Source organism: Mycobacterium venezuelense (genome assembly GCF_054919535.1).
Window position 1 is genome coordinate 283828 of sequence record NZ_JBONDW010000007.1, and the last position, 20294, is coordinate 304121.

Here is a 20294-nt window from a genome sequence, read left to right on the forward strand (position 1 = left end):
GTAGAGGAGACATGTTGCCACTCAACAGCATCCGTGACTACCTTCCGTACAAGCGGGCTGCCCGCAGTCGACTTGTCGAGCAGATCCGCCGCGGTCGCACCGATCCGGTCGACATATCAGCGCGCGTCACCGTCGCGGGGGCCACCGGAGTCAGGCGTATTGTCATTCGGCAGCATCAGGTCATAAGCGACAGCTCACCGGACTACGCAGGCTACGACCTCGGCCCAACATCCCCGGAACTTCAGCTGGGTGTACTGGGCAGCTGCATCGCACACACGTTACTCATTCACGCCGCTGAGCGGGGCGTACTGCTCGACTCCGTCGACGTGGATGTCAATGCCGAATTGGATCCCCGTGGCGGAGTCGACGGCTTCGACGACGCGACAAAACAACCCACGAACCTGCGCTATGTCGTGCATGTCGAGTCACCGGCCCCCGCAGCGGAGGTGCAGGCACTGATCGCTCACGTCGACGAGGTGTGCCCGGTGCTCAACTTGCTACGAACACCCGCCCGCGTGGTGAGCCGGTTACGGCTGACCACGAGTGGAGCGTCGTCGTGACCCTACGGCTGGGATTCCTCACCCACGTCACATCCGGGCGTAATCCCGCCGAGTCGCTGCACATCGCGCTCGACTTGTTCCAGGCGGCGGACGAACTCGGCTATGACACTGGTTGGGTGGCCCAGCATCGATTCGGCGATTCAGATGGTTCCCTGCCCACACCGCTGACGTTCCTCGCCGCCGCGGCCGCGACGACCAGCCGGATCAACCTCGGCACGGCGGTCGTGGTGCTGCCCACCGACGATCCCATTGCGCTCGCCGAACAGGCGTACGTGGTGGACCAGATCTCCGGCGGACGCCTGGAGCTCGGAGTCGGAACCGGCGGGCACGCGGAGACATTCGCTGCTGTCGGTGCTGATATCTCGCACAAGCAAACGGCTTTCACCGAGAAACTCGGCACGCTCACCTCAGTGCTGCGCGGTGAGCCGATCAACGCCACTACCGCGCGCCTACACAGCTCCGCCGCGGCGATCACGGGCCGGATATGGGAGTCAACGACCAGCACCGCCGGTGCCCAGCGGACCGGGCGCAACGGCAACGGGTTGTTGTTGGCGCGCAGCGTGTACTTCTCCGACACCGCCACCGACGAGCATCAATTACCGGTCGTCACGCAGTATCGCGCCGCGTTGACCGATGCCGCGCCTCGTATCGGAGTCTCGCGAACCGTGTACCCGGCAGCCGATAGGCGCGCGTCGACAGCTGACCTCGCAGATGGTCTGAATCGATATGCGGCGCAGATGGTCCGAGAAGGACACTTCCCGGCGAACCGGAGCACTGAGGATTACTTTTGCCGATCGCTTGTGCATCACGGCCACCCCGACGAAGTCGTCGAGAGCCTGGTGACCGACCTGATCGTGCCGTATGCCACTGAGCTGATCTGCCAGACCGCCCCGGGTACCGTCCATCCCGACAAGGTTTTGGCCGCACTGGAACTCACTGCGGTCGCGGTGGCACCGCAGTTGCAGCAGCGGCTCGTCGACAAGCGGCCGGCGGTGACGCCGTGACCGCGCCCCGGCTCGGATTCTTGACCCATGCGTCCTCGGGTAGCACGGACCACGAGATCATCGCCAACACCATCGAGGTGTGTGTGCAGGCTGAACGTCTCGGATATCACTCGGTGTGGTTGGCACAGCACCATTTCGGTGCCGAGCGGGGCGTCGTGCCCTCGCCGTTGGTGTTGCTCGCGGCGATTGCCGCGCGTACACAACGGATCCGACTGGGCACGGCGGTCATCACCCTGGCCTTGGAAGACCCCATCAGGGCGGCCGAAGATGCCGCGCTCGTCGATCTGATCAGCGGTGGGCGCATCGAACTCGGCATCGGTTCGGGTGCGCATCCGCCGACGTTCACCGCGATGTCGCGCGATTTCAGCAGGCGCGCTGACGATTCGAATGTCAATGCCGGTGTTCTGGTCTCCGTGCTGTCGGGTGATGAGCTTCCCGGAGGTGCGGTGCTCACGCCGCGAGCTCCGTCGCTGGCGCACCGCATCTGGCGCGCCACGACGACCCGGAAGGCGGCATCCGCTGCCGCGCAGCTGGGTCAGGGTATCTTGCTGGCCCGGTCCTGGCCGTTGGACAACCGGCCGGTCGGAGAGTTCCAGCGTCCGATCGCAATCGAGTACCGGCACGTCAGCACAGTGAACGGCCACGTTCCCCGCCTAGGCGTCAGCAGAACCATCCTGCCCGATGCGGACGCGGCCGCCCGCGCCCGCGCGGCCGCCGACGTGCGTGACTGGGCGCGAAATGAGAACCTGCCGCCCGAACTGAACGATTGCGACGACGACGAGGTGCTGGCACGTCATGGTGTCATCCACGGTTCGCGCGAACACATCAGCCAGGCGCTGGCCGCTGATCCGACGGTAGGTTTGGCCACTGATCTGCTGGTGCAGTTCCAGCCCACCCATCTGACTGTCGAGGCTTCGATTGCCGCGTTGGCCACCATCGCCGACGCGGTTGCGGCATTGCAGACATCGGTGACGTCGTGATCGACATTCAAAGCGTCAACAAGGTTTTCGCTCTCGGCTCTTCGACCGTCGACGTCCTCGACGACGTGTCCCTGCAGGTTCCGCGCCGCTCCATCACCGGCGTCATCGGGCCCAGCGGTGCAGGAAAGACCACCTTGTTGCGTTGTGTCAACCGGCTTGAGAGTCCCGACAGCGGCGACATCGTCGTCGACGGCACGACCGTAACAGGTCCATTGAAGAACCGTGAGGTCATCGCGTTGCGTCGCAAGATCGGGATGGTGTTTCAGTCGTCCAGTCTGCTGGCACATCGCACCGCCGCAGGCAACATCGCCTATCCGCTTGAAGTGCATGGCGTGGACAGGGCCCGGCGCCGGCGGCGCGTCGATGAACTGCTCGATCGAGTGGGATTGAGCCGCCATGCAGGTTCCTATCCAAGCGAACTGTCCGGTGGACAGCGCCAACGCGTCGGCATTGCACGTGCTCTTGCCCTGAATCCTCCTGTCCTGCTAGCCGATGAGGCGACGTCGGGGTTGGACCCGACGACAACCGCTTCAATTCTTTCGTTGCTGCGTGAGTTGCGGGACGACCTCGATCTGACCATTCTCCTGATCACGCACGAGATGGATGTCGTCCGCCGTGCCTGTGATCGGGCGACTCTGCTGCGCGACGGGCGGGTCATCGACGGCGGCGTGGTTTCCGACCTTGCCGCGGACCCGGACTCCGAACTCGGGCGCCAGCTGTTCGCAGAGCCCATGACCAGGCTCGGCGACGACGATGAGGTCGAACTGTCGGTTCGACTGGGCCGGTCATCGACCGGCGAGGACTGGTTGGCCGAGTTGACGGTCGCGGTCGGGGTGCGCCCCAAGCTCATGGCTGCCTCGATCGAGGCGATCGGCGGTCGCACGGTGGGTGTCGCGCGGATCACCGTCCCGGCCGACGCGGAATGTGATTGCCGCAAGTGGCTGTGGGCCAACGGGATACATGTGCAGGAGAAGACGGCATGACCGAAGTGGTGGCTTTGGCGCTGGGCTCCACTCCCATTCAAGAACTACCAGAAGTGTTGTGGCCGGCGTTCGTCGACTCACTGATCATGACTGGTGCATCCTTCGCGCTTTCGGTGATCATCGGCGTTCCGCTAGCGCTCATCCTGGTGGTCACTGCGCCTGACGGGCTGCGCCCGTCCCGCGTGACCAACGCCGTACTCGGTTGGGTGATCAATGTCGGCCGGTCGCTACCGTTCATCATCCTGCTGATCGCCCTGATCCCGGTCACCCGACTGTTGGTCGGTACCGCCATCGGGGTGGCGGGTGCGCTCGTCCCGCTTACGGTGGGCGGTGCTGCGTACTTCGCGCGCTTGGCCGAGGCCGCGATCCGCGAAGTGCCGTGCGATGTTGTCGATGTGGCACTTGCATCGGGATCGACGCTGTTACAGACGACGCGAAAAGTGCTGCTGCCCGAGGCGCTTCCCGGGCTGCTGTCAGCGGCGACGGTACTGGCGGTCGGAACGCTGGCGTTCTCGGCGATGGCCGGCGCGGTGGGCGCCGGTGGCCTCGGGGACCTCGCGATCGCCTTCGGCTATTTGCGATTCGACAACACCGTCATGTTCGCCACCGTCATTCTGCTGGTCCTGATAGTGCAGGTCATTCAAATCAGTGGCGACTTCGCCGTGCGCCTCGCGTCCGCTCACCGTTGACGTATCTCCTCATCCTGAAAGGCACAACACATGTTTCGTCAAACAACGAGATTCGCATTGGCGGCCATCGCGATCACCCTCGCTGGCAGCCTCAGCGCATGCGGATCCGACGGCTCGGAGCCAGGCACCGCAACCCTCAGAGTCGCCGCCGCGCCGGACCCCAAGGGCGACATCACCAAAAAGGTCATCGAGCTGGCCAAGTCAGAAGGCATCGACCTGGAACTGGTCACCACCACGAACTCGGTCAACGATCACCAACTACTCGAAGACGGTGACGTCGACATAGACTTCAACAGCCATGTGCCGTGGTTCAACGACCAGGTGGCCACCAACCACTTCAAGCAGACATTCGTTGAGACCGTGTTCCTCACCCCCACGGGTTTGTACTCGGAGAAGCACAAGTCGCTGGCCGACCTGCCCGATCACGCCAAGATCGCCATCAGTAAGGACGTACCCAATCAGGCTCGGTCGCTTGGGTTTCTGCAAAGTGCCGGTTTGGTCACGCTCTCGCCGGGCGGTGACTTGAGTACTGTCACGCTCGAGAACGTGGCCGCCAACCCGAAGGACCTCCAGTGGGTGCAGGTCGATCTGGAAGCGACACCTCGCACCCTGCCCGATGTCGACGCCGCGGTGATTCTGGGAACCGGGGCGACCGCATCGGGCCTAAAGCTCGAGGACGCCCTCGCCAAAGAACCCGCAGACAATCCGCTGTGGGCGATCGGTGTGGTGGCGCGGACCGAGGACATCGAGAAGCCGCAGTACAAGCGGGTTTTCGAGCTCTACAACTCAGTCGAGATCAGGCAATTCATCCTCGATACATACCCCGAAGGGCAGGTGATCCCGGCGTTCGGCGCACCGGTGGGCGTCGCATAGCGAAGACCAGTTCGCTGCCCTCCCGGCGTCACCTCGGTCCTGCCACCAGATTCGGCGGGATACCGCCGTTGGCATATGTGGTGACCTGCCGGAGGACGATCGACCACGCTCGGTCGTCGGCGCCGGTCGTACTCCCGGCGACATGCGGCGTCAGCAGCAGGCCCGGTGCCGACCAGAGTGGATGATCCTGCGGCAATGGCTCGGGGTCGGTCACGTCGAGTGCTGCCCGCAGGCGCCCGGCCGTCAGTTCAGCGAGCAGCGCATCGGTGTCTACAGCTCCGCCCCGGCCCGCATTGACGACCACCGCGCCGTCGCGGAGCTTGGTCAGGAATTCGGCATCGATGATGCGGTAAGTGGATTCGTCAGCGGGCAGCATGGACACCACGACGTCGGCGTTCGGCAGCAGGCGCTCGATGGCGTCGTATGCGTGCACGCCGGGTCTGGCGCGGCGGCCGACCAGCGCCACGTCCGCGTCGAACGGCGCCTGTCGCGATGCGAGGTTCACCGCCAAGTCGCCGGCACCCAGCACGACAACCCGTTTGCCGATCAAGGTCTCGGTGACCTTGGGCTGCCAAATGCCCTGGGACTGTTGTGCTGAGAACGACGGCAGGTCGCGGTAGATGGCGAGGAGCGCGGCGACCACCCATTCGGCCGACGACCCGCCGTGTGCCCCGCGCGCGTTGGACAGCATGACGCCGTCGGGCAGATGTGGCAGCCACTGGTCATATCCGGCGTTGAGAGTCTGTACGAGACGCAGGTCGGACAACTCTACGAATCTGGCGCCGACAGCGGCGGCTAATTCGTAGCCGACCACGACGACCGTGGCGTCGGAGTGCCCGGCCGGCCACGGTTGGCCGGGCTGGTAGCGGATCGCCTCGACACTTGTCGCGGTCTCCAGCACCTTGACTCCGAGGTCGTCTGGGACAAGGACTTTCACGGGTTCGCCTGACGCGACGGTCACCAGCGGCCCCGATGCACGACCTCGTCGAAAGGACGACGATCGGGCTTCTCGATGGGCTTGAACGGCCGGTCGGCCGGATACCCGACGCCGAGAAGATAGGAGACGACGTGATCGTCGGGAACTCCGAGGATCGCCCGCGCCTTGTTCTGGTCTCCCACCGAGGAGTGCCCGGTGCCGATGCCGAGGTCGGTCGCGGCGATGGTCATCGCCAGTGTGGCCTGCCCGAGGTCGTACTGGTCGATGAGTCTGGTGCGTTCGTCAGGTGGTTGTGGGACGACCAACGCGATAGCTGCGGGCGCCGACGCGATGTGGCCTGCGCCGCGCCATACCGTCGAGAGTTCCTGGAGTTGGGCGCGATCCGTGACGATGACGAAGTCCCAGTGCTGGCGATTGGACGCAGACGGCGCTCGCCAGCCCGCCTCGACGATGCGGTCCAGATCATGGTCGGCTATCGGGTCCGGGAGGTAGGTTCGTACATTTCGCCTGGCGCGTATCGCATCCCACGTTTCCATTGCGTCCTCCGTTATGTGGTCTTATCGCGGATTCTTCTCGCCGGCCTCGACGGCGACGGTCAGTCGGTTCTCGGCGGGCGCCACCGGGCACGTCGCGTAATCGGTGAACGCGCACGGCAGATTCGAGGCCCGGTTGAAGTCGAGTGCCACTGTCCCGTCGGCATGGGGCGGGGCGATCGACAGCGACCTGGCCGCGGGATAGGTCGTCACCCCGCTGGTGGCGTCGGTGAACAGGACCTGAAGGTCTCCCGATGGGCGACCGAACGCGACGAGTCGGTGGGCCGCGCCTTCCAACTCGAAATCGATGACTCCGACTGCGTTGTGGTGATGCTCGAGCCCTTGCACCACGGCGCCGGTGGTGATCGTCTGCGCCTGCGGATACGGCGTGAAGGTGCCGGTGACCTGCCAGCGCGGGCTCGGCGGGTAAGTCGGAATGCCCCGGTAGGACTGCAGATGTGGCGACCTGGGGTCGTGGACCCGCAACGCGACCGATCCGGTGCGGCGGATCACCTCGATACGGCGGTCGCCGGCCTCGACGAGCAGACCCGGGGCGCCCTCGACCGGTTCGAGGCGGTCGGTGCCCTCGAGCCCTTCGACGAACACCGCATCGGTGTCGGCGCGCCAGCGACCGGGGAGATCGGCAATCTCCTCGAATTCATCGGTGAGCCAGTACAAACCGGTCAGGCTGACCCAACCGAGTGGATCGCCATAATAGCGTTCGCGCTCGGTATGCCAATCCTCCCAGGAGGTCTCGAATGTCGTTGCTGCTGTCATGATTGGTACGCACCTTCCTTCACGTGGTGTTGTGCTGCGAGGGGCCGGCTGGGGATCTTTTCGCGGAGCACCGGCGCGACGTCGGACTGGAACAGTTCGAGGCTTCGCCTCTTCTGCGCGGCGGTCACCCCGTCGGTATCGGCGCTCAGATGGATCACCTCATGCCCCAACTGTTCGTGGTAGCGCCCCACCTTGTCGATGACCTGTTGCGGGCTGCCGACGAGCGCTGAGCTCCGGTCGATGAAGTCCTCGATCGATTCGAACACCACCGGAAGCCCGGCCCGCCGCGCGAAGGCCAACCGGGTCTCGAACACGGGTCGGTACTCGTCGGCGGCTCGCTGCGATGTCGGCGCGATGTGGAAGCCTGCTGTTCCCGCCCCGACGAGTGCGTCCTCGGGGTTATGGCCGTAGGACTCCCATTGGCGGCGGTAGTGACGTACGAGTTCGGCATAGGGCTCGATCGGGTAGGTGACGTTGGCCGAGAAGAGGGGATCGCCGTGGCGTGCAGCGAGGTCGACCGAATCCCGGCTGGTGGCGCTGCCGTGCCAGATGCGGACCTTGCGTTGCAGCGGCCTGGGAAGTGCCTTGGCGTCGGCAAGCGGAGGACGGAACCGGCCCGACCACGTCACGTGCTCGCTGCCCCACAAGGCGCGGAACAACTCGTAGCCCTCACGGTTACGCTCCCACTGATCAGCGGTGGTCACCTGGAACAGTTCGGCTTGTGCTGCGCCGTTGCCTTTCCCGATGATCAGTTCGAGCCGCCCGCCGGACAAGTTGTCCAGCGTGGAGCAGTCCTCGAACGCCCGCACCGGGTCGAGCAGGCTCAAAGTCGTCACCGCGGTGAACAACCCGATCGTCGAGGTTTGTGCCGCGATGTTGCTCAGCACCACCGGCGGTGAGGAGGAGATGAACGGATCCTCGTGACGCTCACCGACCGCGAACCCGTCGAAACCCAGTTTTTCAGCGAGTACCGCGGCATCGATGACGGCGCGCAGCCGCTCCGCCGGACTTACCTTCACCCCGGTGATCGGGTCGGGATGATGGGCGATCAGCGTGAGCAGCAGGAACTTCACAGGCGGCCTCCGGACCGATGGAATCGCGCGACCATGTGTGATTCAACGCTCGAGGCCGCGTCTTAGTCCCGCAGCGGCGGATGGCCGGATACCTACTCCGCTCGTCACTTGTTGGTCAATCCCCGCTGCCAGCCGGTGACACGCCATTCGATGCCGGTCATCAGGGCGTTGACAAGTACCCCGATCAAGCCGAGGGCCAGGATCCCGGCATACATCTGCGGTGTCTGATACCGCAGCGCGGCGTTGTTGATATAGATGCCGATGCCCTGCGCTCCACCGACGAGTTCGGCGGCGACGAGCGCCGTGAAGGCGTTGGCCGACGCCAGTCGGATGCCCGGGAAGATCGCCGGGACCGCGGCGGGCAGGATCACGTGAACGAACGTGTACCACCGTCCCGCACCGAGTGCTCGGGCCGAGTTCAGCAACTGCCGCTCCACACCGCCGACCGCGCCGACAGCGTTGACGAAGATCGGCCAGAAACACGCCCACACGACGATGGCGATCTTGGATTCCTCGCCGATTCCGAGGAAAACGACGAACACCGGCAGCAGCGCCAGGAGTGAGAGATTCCTGAAGAACAACAGGACCGGTTCGGCGAGTGTCTGAAAGAACTTGAACGAACCCACGACGATACCGAGACCGATGCCCGCCACCAGCGCGATCGCGAATCCGATCAAGGCGCGTTGCACGCTGGGCCAGATCTCTGAGCTCAGTGTGCCGTCCACAAGTCCGTCGACGAACGCCTTGACCGTGTCCTGCGGCGTCGCCAGGTACATGTCGCTGACGTAGCCGGTCGCAACCACCAGCCACCAGATGAACAGGAACGCCGCCAGCCCGAGTGCGCCGCCGACGAACCTGCCGTACTTGGTCAGCCAAGGATTGGGCGTCTTGGCGTCGTCCTGGTCATCCTGGGCGCTCGCCTCGTCAAGAACCGTTGCCAATTCGCACCTCCTCTTCCAGGATCCGCGATACGCGCGCCCGGATATGCGCGAAGTCCTCCGAATTACGCACATCGCTGTCGCGCGGACGAGGTAGGTCGATGTCCACCGACGTCTTCACCTTGCCTGGGGCCTGCGTCATGACCGCGATCCGGTCGGACAGGAAGATGGCTTCGTCGATCGAGTGAGTGACGAACAGGATGGTCTTCTTCGTCTCGCCGCCCTCCCATATGCGTAGCAACTCGCCCTGTAGGAATTCGCGGGTCTGCGCATCCAATGCCGCGAACGGCTCGTCGAACACGAGGATCTCGGGCTCATAGGCGAGCACACGCGCGATCGCGACGCGTTGGCGCATACCGCCGGAGAGTTGATGGGGGAGTCGGTTGGCCGCAGCCTCCAGCCCCACGGTCCGCAGGACGGCGGCAGCTCGTGCCCGGCGATCGGCTTTGGACACCCCGCGGATCCTGAGGCCGGCTTCGACGTTCTTCTGCGCCGTGAGCCATGGGAACAATCCGTACCCCTGAAACACGACACCGACCGTCGTGTTCACACCATCGACTCTCTTGCCGTCGATGAGGACTGTGCCCCTGTTATAGGTATCCAAGCCGGCCAGGATGTTGAGGAACGTGGATTTGCCGCAGCCGCTCGGCCCGAGCAGTGAGACGAATTCACCACCCTTGATCTTGAGATCGAACCCGTCGAGCACAGTGGTGGGTTCCCTGGCCGATCTCGATCGAAGTCTGGGATAACGCTTGGTGATTCGTCTGGCTTCGATCTTCCACGTGGTGTCGTCGGCTGCCGGCTTCAGCGCAGCATCCGATGTCTGACCCGCGGCGAGTACATGCTGAGTCATTTCAGGTCGCTTCCTTGAGACGGATCACTTTTGCTCTTCGAGCCCCGGGATATCGACCAAGTGTGTTTTGAACACGCCGTCGTTCTGTTCCTGGTCGAGGATCGTGGTGTTGTGGTCCTGGGTTTCCAGAAGGTCGGCGGACTTCGCATAAGGGTTGAACGCGTTGGTGGCGATGTCCTCCGGCTTCAACTTTTCCGATCCCGGCAGTGGTTCACCCACCTCCTCAACGAGGTCCCACCACAGCTGCAGGCTGGCCTTGTCCAGGAGCGCGTTGGGCGCATAGTGCCAGTTGGTGGTCTGTTCGACGGGGTATCCGGTTGTCTTGCCTGCGATCTCGGCCGACTCTTTGGGGTGGGCGTTGGCCCAGTTCGCCGTCCGGGCGATGATGCCCACGAGCTCGCGGGCTGCCTCCGGGTGTTTCTGCAGCCACGCGTTGCTCGCGACGTATGGCGCCTGGCCGCCCAGCGGGCCCCAGTCGTCGAACGAGGTGAAGGCCTGGGTGAACTTGTCGGGCTGACTCAGCAGGACACCGACCAACGGCGGATGGAAGACTCCGAGGTCGACCTCACCCCGTTCGATCGCAGGCGCGATGAGCTCGTTCTTGAGCTCGAGGAACTTGACCTTGGTGAGGTCCACGCCGTTTTTCAGCAGATATCGCTTGATCACCAGATCCGTGCAACTGTTGAACCCGGAGAGGCCAATTGTCTTCCCTTCAACGGCTTTCAGATTCGTCTTTGTGATGTCGGAGCCGGCTTTGGTGAAGTAGGCCATGTGGGGCTCGTCGGGCAAATCGAGCATGCTCGAAGCGATGGCGGTGAACTTGAAGCCTTTCACCTTGCCGTCGATGTCGTTGTTGAACATGCCGGTCGCGATATCGATGGCGTTCTGATCGAGTAATTGCACGGCAGGAACCGCGGTCGCGGGCCCGACGTACTCCGGGCGCACACCGGCGTTGTCGAAGAATCCCAACTCGTCGGCTATGCGGACCAGAGACAACTCAGTGGTCGACTTCGCGAAGCGAAAGGTCACCACGCCGTCGTCCTTTTTGTCACTGCAGCCGGACAGAAGCAGCGGCGTGACGAGGACAGCCAACCCGAGCGCAAACGATGATTTGCTCAAAACGCCCTTGTCTCCGAATATCACGCGCGCACCTTCCGCTGTGTGGTCTCAATGCTCATGGCACCCCGGTTTCGCGGTGGTCTGAGTACAGGTGAATGGAACAGGCCGGAAGGCCGACCAATTCAATTGCGACGCTAAACTTCCCGGTAATTGACAGCTACGGATTAATTCAGCGTGAGCACAGCTGTGCCGGCCGAACCGGCGGCGATGGACGGATCAACATCGGCTGTCGGCCAATTACGTACTTCGGCGAAGGTCCCGGACGATGTCGGCGAGATCGGCACGCTGGATGGCGGCCGGGTCGTTGCACACTGCCAACAGGTGCCCATACACCTCAAGGGTGATGAGCCCGTGCATTCGTCCCCAGACCCGCAAGGTGAGCGCGGCGAGTGCAGGGGAGGCGTCGGGAATCTCGGCCCGCACCTTGGCCGCATAGTCGGGCGGGAACTGCGACCACCTCACGGTGCTGGACAGGTCGGGATGCGCGTCCGAAACCTCTTCCGCAACAAGACGGTTGAGCCCGCCGCAGATGCGTTGAGCCGCTCGGACCCCTGGCCCGTCAGGTGGTGGAACATAACCGGGAATCGGGTCACCGTAGATGAGCCGGAACTCGGCGGGATGGGTCATTGCCCACTCACGCAGGGCGATGCCCCACGCCACGAGCCGCGAACCGCCGCTTCGTCGGCTGTCCCGCGCGCTCTCGAGTGTGTCCGCCAGCTCGGTGGTGATGTCATCGATAAGCGCGGTGATCAGTTCGTCGCGGGTGGGGAAGTAGGTGTAGATGGCTCGGGCCGTCATGCCCATCTCGCTCGCGATCCCGCGCAGCGAGATGCCGCCGGCACCGTATTGGGCCAGCTGTCGCAGGGCGATCGACTTGATCTCCCTGGAGGTCTCGGCGCGAAGGCGCTCGCGCCGTGTCGGCGGGTTCGGTCGGCCGGTGGGCACCCGATGATCCTACCCACTCCATAATGAAACGCCGATGCAAAAGTACACGGTGTGTACTAGCATGAACCTCGCGGAAGGAGTTGGCATGATCATCAGCGCTCAGCGTTTCAGCTTCAAACCCGGCGTCACAGAACAAGACAAACGCCGGGCGTTGGCGGCGGTGGCCGCACTGGCGGAGGCGGAACCGGTGGCATTCGCCATCGTCGGCAAGGATCTTGGTGATCCGGCAGACGGTTTCACCCACGGTTTCAGCATCGGACTTGCCGATCTCGGTGCGCTGGAACGCTACTTCGACCATCCACTCCACGCGGCCGCGGACCGGGCCCTGCTGCCGCTGTTGCAGAAGACGGTCGGCACCGGACTCTCCGACGACGATGATCCCGACCTGAGACCCAAGATCATCGAGCTGCATCAGCGCAGGACGGAACGTGATCCGGAGTATCTCGCGCTCCTGACCGCGATTCCCGAAATTGCGCTGCTGCACGAGACGCGGTTGGAGCGGTAATGGCCGCCGCTTATCTCATTCACATCGATCCGATCGGCGGGTACGGAAACCAGCGCGAAATGGCGCAGTACGCCGAACGTGTCCGCGAGATCGTCGTCGCGTTCGGTGGCACGTACCGCCTCAGGCACCGGGAAGTCCGTGTGCTCGAGGGACCCTGGGACCGTGACCATTTGACGCTCATCGAGTTTCCTTCGATGAGCCGCTTGATGGAGTTCTACGAGTCCGAGGAGTATCGGCCGTGGCTGGAGCTGCGCAAGCGCGCAGGCGAAGGCGATCTCATCGCAGTCGAAGGCTGACGCATCGGTGACGGCGACCGAAATCGCGCCCGACTAATAGTTGATCGCACCCAGCAAGCCACCGCCTGCGGCGATCGCGTCCCCGGTGATGCTCACGCTGCGCGGCGAGGCAAGGAAGGCAACGACGTCGGCCACCTCAGCCGCTTCGACCACTCGCCCGATCGCGTTGTTCGCGATGCGCTTCTCGTATTCACCGACCGCCAGGCCAGCCTTCTCCGCGGCCGCCCGATAGTCCAGTGACTTGCTCTCCGTGCGGGTCTGGCCCGGGTGTACGACGGTGACGTTGATGCCGTGCGGCCCAAGCTCGTCGGCAAGGTTCTTCGTCAGCGCAGCGACGCTGACGTTGCGAATGCTGCGTACGATCGAGTGCGTCTGTCGGTAGCCCAGGCCGCTGATGTTGATGATCCGGCCCCAACCCTGATCGATCAGATGCGGGGCAACTGCGCGCGCGGTCCGCAGGTATCCGACGACTTTCACGTTGACGTCGCCCCAGAAAGCCTCGTCGGTCGTACCTGTCAGGTCGGGGAATGCCGAGCCGATCGCCTGATTGGATGCGTTGTTCACCAGGATGTCCACGCCGCCGAGTTCTTCGACGGCATGGGCCACCAGCGCCTTGACCGATTCGTTGTCGCCGGTGTCGGCGACAACCGGAATGGCCCGCCTGCCGCTGCGTTCGGTCACATCGGCTGCTGCTTTCTCCAATGTCTCGCGGGTACGCGCGGCGAGCACGACATCGACTCCCTCGGCCGCGAGCGCGTGTGCGATGGCCAAGCCGATCCCCTTGCTGCCACCGGTGACGATCGCCCGCTTACCGGTCAGCTGTAAATCCATCATCTCTCCTTATCGTGTGTTGGTGGGGTTTTCACCGGTGAGTCAGAGGTGTAGGCCGCGGATACTCAGAAGAATGCTCCGTTCGGGAGTGCTGCACCGGTCAGCTCGTGGGCGCCGATGGCCCTGGCCTTATAGGTCCTCGGATTGTGCGCGGCGAGCGTACGGATGTTTCGCCAGTGCCGGTCCAGGTGCGAACTCCGTCGGGCAGCCGTCCCGCCGCCGACGTCGAACAGGTCACCCGCGGCACGCAGGGCCACTTCGTCGACGACCACTTTCGCCTTCGCGGCACGCAGCGCAGCGCGCAACGACAGATCGGGCTCCGCGGCCGTGCCGTGTGCGGTGTAGGCCTCAGAGAGCGCATCGGCGGCCGACGTCACGAGGGCTTCGGCCGCGAAGGCCTGGCTGGACAACAAGCCGACGGTCTGCTGCAGGATTGGATCATCGACGGGATTGTCAGATGCGGCGTGATAAAACGTCCGCTGCTTGTTACGGACGAGAGTTGCGGCGTCGCGTGTCACCCGACGCAGGATTCCCGCGATCACAGCGGTGAGATACAGCTGGGGAAATGTCGCCGAGTACGGAAGCTCGCCGTACAAGGTGCCGCGGCTGAGGAAGTCCTTGCGGTCGACGGAAACGTTGTCGTAGTTGGTCGTACCGCTTCCGGTGAACCGCTGACCGATTCCGTCCCAATCGCGCTCGAGGGACACACCTTCGCGATCGGAGGGAACGACTACTCGAACCGGATTGCCGTCGGGGCCAGTCGCGCTGACGACAAGGTAATCGGCGTACAGGTTGCCGGTGCTGTAGAACTTCGTGCCGGTCAGACGCAGACCGTCGGGGCCGTCGAGGATTGCGGTCTCGAACTCCCGGTTGCGCCGGCCGGCCTGCTTGCCGCTGAGCTCGGTCGTCGATGTCCCGAACAGCTTGCCGGCTCGGATTTCGTCCAGCCACCTGCTGTCCGAACCGCCGTTCTGGCGCAGTAGGCTCTCGGTGAAATTGAAATGATTGCGCACACTGTGGGCGACATTGGGGTCGGCCTCCCCGAGCGCGATCACCGTTTGAAACAGCTGGGTCAGCGTCGCACCTCCACCACCCGACGCTGCTGGAAGCCGCAGTGCGCCGAGTCGCGCCGCGCGGATGGCTTCGAACTCCTCGAACGGATGCCGATCCGCCTCGTCACGTTCGACGACACCGGCATCGAGGTAAGTCAGCAGCGCTTCCAGCCCGGCTGAACCGACGGTCACGGGTTCGTCGAAAACCGGTGACGCGATGGCTTTCTCACTGACAGTGGGTGCGGTGATGGTCATCTATGGTCTCTCGTCGTCGAATTGGCATCAGGGTTCGAATGGCACCTGGGCCGAGATGAATTTGCCGTGGTACGTGGTCGTCAGGTACTGCGCCACCTCCTTGCTCTCCAACGCGTGTGCCAGCGCCGACACGCGGGGGTCACCCGCCAGCCGTGACGGGGCAACGAGGACACGGGCATACGGGTTGCCGGGCCCCGGCTCGATGGCCAGTGCGTCCCTGGCCGGTACCAGACCGATGGACGTGGCAGTGGTCGGATCGAGCACGACGGCGTCGTAGTTGTCGTATATGTCCTCTGCGAACTCGGTGAAGTCGAGGCCCCGGATGGCCAGGTGCCGTTGCGACTCGAGAATATTGGCCTCCGACACCGACAGGTCTGCGATCGTCAGCCCGCCGAATCCACGATCGAGCTTTACGAGATCCACCGTTTGCAACAGATACAGACTCCGCGCGAAGCCGGCCTTTGTCTGAGGCACCGCGACTTCTGAACCGTGCGGCAGGCTCGTTCCGGTGATCTGGTCGGCGACCAGGTTCGAGTTCACCCAGTCCTCGGTGGGTTCGAGGTCTTTGAACTTCGAAGAATAGAGAGCATATGGTGCGACGTCGACCCTGGAGACGATGCTGAGCGTGTTGTGGCCGTTGCTCTCCTGGTTGCCGAGAAAGGCCGGTTGGGTCTGGTAAAAGGCAAGATCGGCCTTGCCGTCGACGACCTGGCCGTTGGCGTCAGCCGAAGCGTCCAGCAATTCGAGTTTGACATCGCCCGCCAGCTTGGCATTCGTGACGAACTCCAACACATCGCGGTAGCCCTCGCCGCCTACCTGAACCCGCAATACATCACCTGAGGTGCTCTCGGAGTACGTGACCGGTGTACCGTCTGCGCATCCAGCGATCGCCGCGGCTACCGACACCATGGCGACGAGTGCCGCAACCTTGCGAAAAGTCAGCTGTAGCAATGTCATTGAATCTCCATTGGGCCGGGCCTACAACACCTGATAGAAGAACGACGCCAACTTCGGCCCGCTGCCGTCGTCGAATCGGATTGTCATCTTCCAGCGTCCTGGGGCAGGCACGATAAGGCCCGAGCTGCGCCACACCACCGCGCCGTCCGCACTGCGCCCCTGCCTGAGTTCCACTGGCAATCGCGCGACATTGGCTTGAGTTGAGGACAATTCGGCGCTGACCTCGACATCTGGCACTGCGGCGGGTTTGGTGATCACCACCACTTGACTGCCGCGACGGATGGTGTCGATATCAACCCCCAGCACAGCTGATCCGCCGAAGTCGAGCCTCGTGGCCACGGTCCTGGTGTAGCTGTCGCGGGCCGGCGTCAATGATGACAGCAAGGACGTCGCACCGACGATCGACAGGGCAAGTGCGGTTTCGATCAACACGACGCGCGTGCGGCCGGCAGGCCGTGCGCCCAATGAGCGATAGGCGATATAGCCGGCGGCGACAGTGACTGCCGCGAGACCGACCTTCACCAGAAGTGTGATGCCGTAAGACGTGGTGAACAACGCAGCGACCGGCCGCACCTGCAGGGTCGTCAGGACGGCGCCCACGAGGAGCGCCACGACGACATGGCCGGCTGCCACCCGATGCCACTGCCTCAGTTGCCGAACAGTACTCTGCCCCAGGACGATCAGCGCCAGGCCGCCCAGCCAGACGGCAATCGCGTACACGTGTACTACGGTGGCCATGAACGGCAACGGCCACAGGTTGGTTGAGCCGCCGTGGCCGCCAAGGGCGACCGCGATGAGAGCCGTTGCGGCCTGCAGGTATCCAAGAGTCAGGGCCAGATAGCCGCGGGTGGGTGGACGAACGAACGTGGTCACCGTAAGGACGGCCGCAAGTACCAGGGCAATCCCGAACGGCATGCGTGCGATCGCCGAGACGGCGGACCAGGAGATATCGGAGAGCGCCCCGGCCTGCTCGGTGGCCAACACGGCGAACCGGCCGATCAGTCCGACTGTCAGAAGGCCGGCGCCGACTCGGTACACGACCCGGAATCGCGGTGTCCTCAATGTGTCCGGCCATGCCCAAGAGGCGGCCAACAACAGGCCTGCCGAACCGGTGGTGCCCAGATACACGAGGATTTTGATCGGAAGCAGCACCGATCGACTTATCGCCGACGTCGGGCCTGCCGCCGACCAGTCGCCCTGTTCGGTCACCGAGCCCACCGTGAACCGGATCGACAGGGATACGACGTGAGTGTCGGGGGACACCACCCGTGCGGTGGCCAGGTACGCGCCGTCGGGCAGTGTCTCGGACAACTGCACCACGATGCGTTGGTGTCCGGCTTCCAGGTGCGGGGACGCCAGCGGGTACCGCGTGCCGTCGACGTCGATGACTTGCACGGAGCCTTCGACGAGGGTGACGGGTTCACCGAGGTCGAAGGACAGCACGAGCGGGGACGAATCCAGTTGTGCTCCATCATTTGGTGCGCTACTCACCACGCTGGCGTGCGCGGAAGCGGGGCCCGCCGTCCACAACAGACCCGCGGCCACCGCGATCATCACCAGCCCCCACACGACGGTGCGATAGGCGCAACGATGCTGATATCCGGTTCCCATACGCCGGTCACGTGCCCGCGGCACACTCCTAGGACCTGTTGCGGCGCACCGCAACCGCCAGTGCGGCGGCGGTGGCGAGCGCGATCAGGAGACTTACCACAGACGTGGCACGCCAAGCCCACGATTCCTGGCCGGATGACTCTGCGGCAACCAGGGTGGTGTCTGCCGACGCGTCGTGATGGCCGGGTCCGGCCTCGGCAGCCGTCACGTTCGTCGCCGATTCCGATGGGGCACCGTGTCCGTCGCCCGTATGGCTGTGGCCGGCTTCCGCCGGCGCCAAAGCCACCACAGGAGCAGGTTTCTCCGGTTCGCTGTCATTGTCGACGGCGATCTCGTTCCACGACACCACCGAGCCGTCGCTGTAGGCCTGATCGGACAGCAACGCAACGGAATCCACGTTCTCCGGCCATGGTCCTGCCGAGAAGGCGAACTCACCGAACTCCGACGGCCGCAGGCCGTCGGCCTTGTCGATCGCTTGCCAGGTGATCCTCGATACCCGCTGTCCGTCGCCCGACGGCGTGGTCTCCACGGCGGCCCTCCATCCAGGAATCGGCAATGTACGGGCCGAGGTGAGGTGGACGTTGTCCGGCAGTGTCACTGTCAGGCCGGTGGTGGACGCCTGTGCCGACTCGCTCGGCACGATCAGCCGCACGATGCCGTAGCCACCCTGTGGTGGCTGTTGTCCTTCGTCCACCCGGACATGTGCTGCCGCCGGTGTGGCGGACAGGACTGCGCCCACGCCAACAAGTGCGGAAACGACAAGTAGATGAAGCGTTTTCGGTGTCTTCGGCATGGTGTTCCGATCTGGTTACTTGTTGGTGAGGCCGAGTTGCCAGGCGGTTAATCGCTTTTCGACGCCGGCGAGGATGAGGTTCAGCGTGACCCCGATGATGCCCAGCACCACGATCCCCGAGTACATCGCCGGGATCTGGTATCCCTCTTGACTGGATCGGATGTAGATGCCGATGCCCTCGGTGGCACCGAGGTACTCCGCGGCGACCAACGCGGTGAATGCGTAAGACGCGGCGAGCCTGATGCCGGGGAAGATATTGGGGATCGATGCGGGCAACACCACTCGGGTGAAGATGTAGGCACGTCCCGCGCCGAGCGTGCGTGCGGCATTGAGCAGGATCTTCTCGACGCCCTTCACTGCGTTGACGGTGCTGATGAATACCGGCCAGAAGGCCGCCCAGGTGACGATCGCGACTTTCGACTGTTCACCGATGCCGAAGAACAACAGGAACACGGGGAACAAGGCGAGGATGGACAGACTCCGAAAGAACAGGAGAACAGGATCAAATGCCTTCTCCAGGAACCGTACCGAGCCGACCAAGATGCCGGACACAACGCCGAGGCTCACCCCGATGAGGAAACCCGACAGGCCGCGGCGCAGGCTTGGCCACACCTGCTTGCGGAGTTCGCCGTCGGCGGACAAGCCTTCGACGAGCTGCTCGAAAACCTTCTGCGGCGGCGTGAGGAACTTCGGATCCAGCAGTCCGGCAACAGTTGCCAACCACCAGGCGAACACGAACAGTGCTACACCGACTGTCCCGTAGAGGTACTTGTCGTACTTGGCCAACCACGCCCGCCACAGCGGGGGAGGCGGCGTCGCGCCGGAGACGGGCGCGACACGGGGTGGCCGTGACACTGCATCCGTCGGCGCAGCAGTTTCAGTTGTTACCAACTTCAACCTCCTCCTTGAGGATTTGGGCAACCTGCCCGCGGATCCGGCCGAATTCCGCGCTTGCGCGCGAGTCGTCATCACGCGGTCTCGGCAGGCTCACGTCGATGAGGTCCTTCACCGCGCCCGGACGTTTGGTCATCACCGCGATGCGGTCCGAGAGGAAGATCGCTTCGTCGATCGAGTGTGTGACGAAGAGAATTGTCTTCTTGCGCGTACCCGATTCCCAGATCCGCAACAGTTCGTTCTGCAGGAACTCGCGGGTCTGGGCGTCCAATGCGGCGAACGGTTCGTCCAGGACGAGGACTTCGGGGTCATACGCCAGCGATCGTGCGATGGCAACACGCTGGCGCATACCGCCCGACAGACGGTGTGGAAGGTGATGGGCGAAGTTCTCCAACCCAACGGTTTTCAGGATGCGGTCGGATGTCTTCTTGCGCTCGGCGGCGGGAATCGAGCGAACCTTCAACCCGACCTCGACGTTCTTCTGGACTGATAGCCACGGGAAGAGGGCGTAGCTCTGGAAGACTACGCCGACCTTCTTGCTGACCCCTCGGATCGGGGATCCGTCCAGCTGCAGCTCGCCGCCGTCGTAGGTCTCCAGGCCGGCGAGAATGTTGAGGAATGTCGACTTTCCACAGCCGCTCGGACCGAGCAGTGAAAGGAACTCGCCTTCGCGGATGTCGAGGTCGAAGTCCCGGAGGACCTCCGTTGCGGTGGTTTTGGTGTCCCCGGAACCCTTGCCGATGTGCGCGAACACCTTGTGTAGCCCGCTGGCCTGAATCTTGACTGCGTGCTCGCGAACCTCATCACTGGGAAGATCAGTGAGTGGCTGTGCCATA

At 63.9% G+C, this 20294-nt stretch carries 23 protein-coding genes; 8 read left to right on the forward strand and 15 right to left on the reverse strand.

Going from position 1 to position 20294, the window contains the following annotated elements; translation table 11 throughout:
* The first annotated feature begins 11 nt into the window (after positions 1-11).
* Genes ACRCUN_RS14360 through ACRCUN_RS14385 form a run of 6 tightly spaced genes read left to right on the forward strand, consistent with a single transcriptional unit; the run spans position 12 to position 5089 of the window.
* Positions 12-560, forward strand: coding sequence for an OsmC family protein (locus tag ACRCUN_RS14360; RefSeq protein WP_462142298.1), 549 nt, complete (start codon positions 12-14; stop codon positions 558-560).
* Positions 557-1564 carry an LLM class flavin-dependent oxidoreductase gene (locus tag ACRCUN_RS14365; RefSeq protein WP_462142299.1) on the forward strand — a complete coding sequence of 336 codons (1008 nt, stop codon included), beginning with the start codon at positions 557-559 and terminating at the stop codon, positions 1562-1564. Before ACRCUN_RS14360 ends, ACRCUN_RS14365 begins: the two co-directional genes overlap by 4 nt.
* Positions 1561-2544: an LLM class flavin-dependent oxidoreductase gene (locus ACRCUN_RS14370; protein WP_462142300.1), complete on the forward strand. Its 984-nt coding sequence runs from the start codon at positions 1561-1563 to the stop codon at positions 2542-2544. The genes ACRCUN_RS14365 and ACRCUN_RS14370 overlap by 4 nt, the downstream gene beginning before the upstream one ends.
* Positions 2541-3527 (forward strand): methionine ABC transporter ATP-binding protein, encoded by a 987-nt coding sequence (locus ACRCUN_RS14375; protein WP_462142301.1) that lies wholly within the window; start codon positions 2541-2543, stop codon positions 3525-3527. The genes ACRCUN_RS14370 and ACRCUN_RS14375 overlap by 4 nt, the downstream gene beginning before the upstream one ends.
* The gene (locus ACRCUN_RS14380) at positions 3524-4216 is read left to right on the forward strand and encodes a methionine ABC transporter permease (RefSeq protein WP_462142302.1); all 693 of its coding nucleotides are present in this window, start codon (positions 3524-3526) and stop codon (positions 4214-4216) included. Before ACRCUN_RS14375 ends, ACRCUN_RS14380 begins: the two co-directional genes overlap by 4 nt.
* A gap of 30 nt (positions 4217-4246) precedes the next feature.
* On the forward strand, positions 4247-5089 hold the full coding sequence (locus ACRCUN_RS14385) for a MetQ/NlpA family ABC transporter substrate-binding protein (RefSeq protein ID WP_462142303.1): 843 nt from the start codon (positions 4247-4249) through the stop codon (positions 5087-5089).
* 28 nt (positions 5090-5117) lie between these two features.
* Here ACRCUN_RS14385 and ACRCUN_RS14390 read toward each other — a convergent pair whose 3' ends face one another.
* From ACRCUN_RS14390 to ACRCUN_RS14425, 8 genes are all read right to left on the reverse strand, one after another.
* Positions 5118-6050: a 2-hydroxyacid dehydrogenase gene (locus tag ACRCUN_RS14390; RefSeq protein WP_462142304.1), complete on the reverse strand. Its 933-nt coding sequence runs from the start codon at positions 6048-6050 to the stop codon at positions 5118-5120.
* Entirely contained in the window at positions 6047-6562 is a 516-nt protein-coding gene (locus ACRCUN_RS14395) for a nitroreductase family protein (protein ID WP_462142305.1), read from the reverse strand. The genes ACRCUN_RS14390 and ACRCUN_RS14395 overlap by 4 nt, the downstream gene beginning before the upstream one ends.
* 21 nt (positions 6563-6583) lie before the next feature.
* Positions 6584-7336, reverse strand: coding sequence for a DUF1684 domain-containing protein (locus ACRCUN_RS14400; RefSeq protein ID WP_462142306.1), 753 nt, complete (start codon positions 7334-7336; stop codon positions 6584-6586).
* On the reverse strand, positions 7333-8409 hold the full coding sequence (locus ACRCUN_RS14405) for an LLM class flavin-dependent oxidoreductase (RefSeq protein ID WP_462142307.1): 1077 nt from the start codon (positions 8407-8409) through the stop codon (positions 7333-7335). The genes ACRCUN_RS14400 and ACRCUN_RS14405 overlap by 4 nt, the downstream gene beginning before the upstream one ends.
* Positions 8410-8513: 104 nt before the next feature.
* Positions 8514-9350, reverse strand: a complete 837-nt coding sequence (locus ACRCUN_RS14410) for an ABC transporter permease (RefSeq protein ID WP_462142308.1) — start codon at positions 9348-9350, stop codon at positions 8514-8516.
* The gene (locus ACRCUN_RS14415) at positions 9334-10200 is read right to left on the reverse strand and encodes an ABC transporter ATP-binding protein (protein WP_462142309.1); all 867 of its coding nucleotides are present in this window, start codon (positions 10198-10200) and stop codon (positions 9334-9336) included. The genes ACRCUN_RS14410 and ACRCUN_RS14415 overlap by 17 nt, the downstream gene beginning before the upstream one ends.
* Before the next feature lie 24 nt (positions 10201-10224).
* Positions 10225-11343 carry an ABC transporter substrate-binding protein gene (locus ACRCUN_RS14420; RefSeq protein WP_462142310.1) on the reverse strand — a complete coding sequence of 373 codons (1119 nt, stop codon included), beginning with the start codon at positions 11341-11343 and terminating at the stop codon, positions 10225-10227.
* Between the two features lie 213 nt (positions 11344-11556).
* The gene (locus tag ACRCUN_RS14425) at positions 11557-12264 is read right to left on the reverse strand and encodes a TetR/AcrR family transcriptional regulator (protein WP_462142311.1); all 708 of its coding nucleotides are present in this window, start codon (positions 12262-12264) and stop codon (positions 11557-11559) included.
* Between the two features lie 85 nt (positions 12265-12349).
* On the opposite strand from ACRCUN_RS14425, the gene ACRCUN_RS14430 reads away from it, so the two are divergent.
* Entirely contained in the window at positions 12350-12769 is a 420-nt protein-coding gene (locus tag ACRCUN_RS14430) for a Dabb family protein (protein ID WP_462142312.1), read from the forward strand.
* On the forward strand, positions 12769-13065 hold the full coding sequence (locus tag ACRCUN_RS14435) for a DUF1330 domain-containing protein (protein ID WP_462142313.1): 297 nt from the start codon (positions 12769-12771) through the stop codon (positions 13063-13065). The genes ACRCUN_RS14430 and ACRCUN_RS14435 overlap by 1 nt, the downstream gene beginning before the upstream one ends.
* A 33-nt stretch (positions 13066-13098) precedes the next feature.
* Here the strand turns inward: ACRCUN_RS14435 and ACRCUN_RS14440 are convergent, their stop codons facing one another.
* From ACRCUN_RS14440 to ACRCUN_RS14470, 7 genes are all read right to left on the reverse strand, one after another.
* Entirely contained in the window at positions 13099-13896 is a 798-nt protein-coding gene (locus ACRCUN_RS14440) for an SDR family NAD(P)-dependent oxidoreductase (RefSeq protein ID WP_462142314.1), read from the reverse strand.
* Positions 13897-13961: 65 nt separating this feature from the next.
* On the reverse strand, positions 13962-15203 hold the full coding sequence (locus ACRCUN_RS14445; protein WP_462142315.1) for an acyl-CoA dehydrogenase family protein: 1242 nt from the start codon (positions 15201-15203) through the stop codon (positions 13962-13964).
* A 27-nt stretch (positions 15204-15230) separates the two neighbouring features.
* Positions 15231-16160 carry a MetQ/NlpA family ABC transporter substrate-binding protein gene (locus ACRCUN_RS14450; RefSeq protein WP_462142316.1) on the reverse strand — a complete coding sequence of 310 codons (930 nt, stop codon included), beginning with the start codon at positions 16158-16160 and terminating at the stop codon, positions 15231-15233.
* A gap of 21 nt (positions 16161-16181) precedes the next feature.
* Positions 16182-17771 (reverse strand): copper resistance CopC/CopD family protein, encoded by a 1590-nt coding sequence (locus ACRCUN_RS14455; RefSeq protein WP_462142317.1) that lies wholly within the window; start codon positions 17769-17771, stop codon positions 16182-16184.
* A gap of 28 nt (positions 17772-17799) precedes the next feature.
* Complete coding sequence (locus tag ACRCUN_RS14460) at positions 17800-18510, reverse strand: YcnI family copper-binding membrane protein (RefSeq protein WP_462142318.1); 711 nt, start codon at positions 18508-18510, stop codon at positions 17800-17802.
* Between the two features lie 69 nt (positions 18511-18579).
* The gene (locus tag ACRCUN_RS14465) at positions 18580-19419 is read right to left on the reverse strand and encodes an ABC transporter permease (protein WP_462142319.1); all 840 of its coding nucleotides are present in this window, start codon (positions 19417-19419) and stop codon (positions 18580-18582) included.
* Positions 19420-19441: 22 nt separating this feature from the next.
* Positions 19442-20293 carry an ABC transporter ATP-binding protein gene (locus tag ACRCUN_RS14470; RefSeq protein WP_462142320.1) on the reverse strand — a complete coding sequence of 284 codons (852 nt, stop codon included), beginning with the start codon at positions 20291-20293 and terminating at the stop codon, positions 19442-19444.
* Position 20294: the final 1 nt, after the last annotated feature.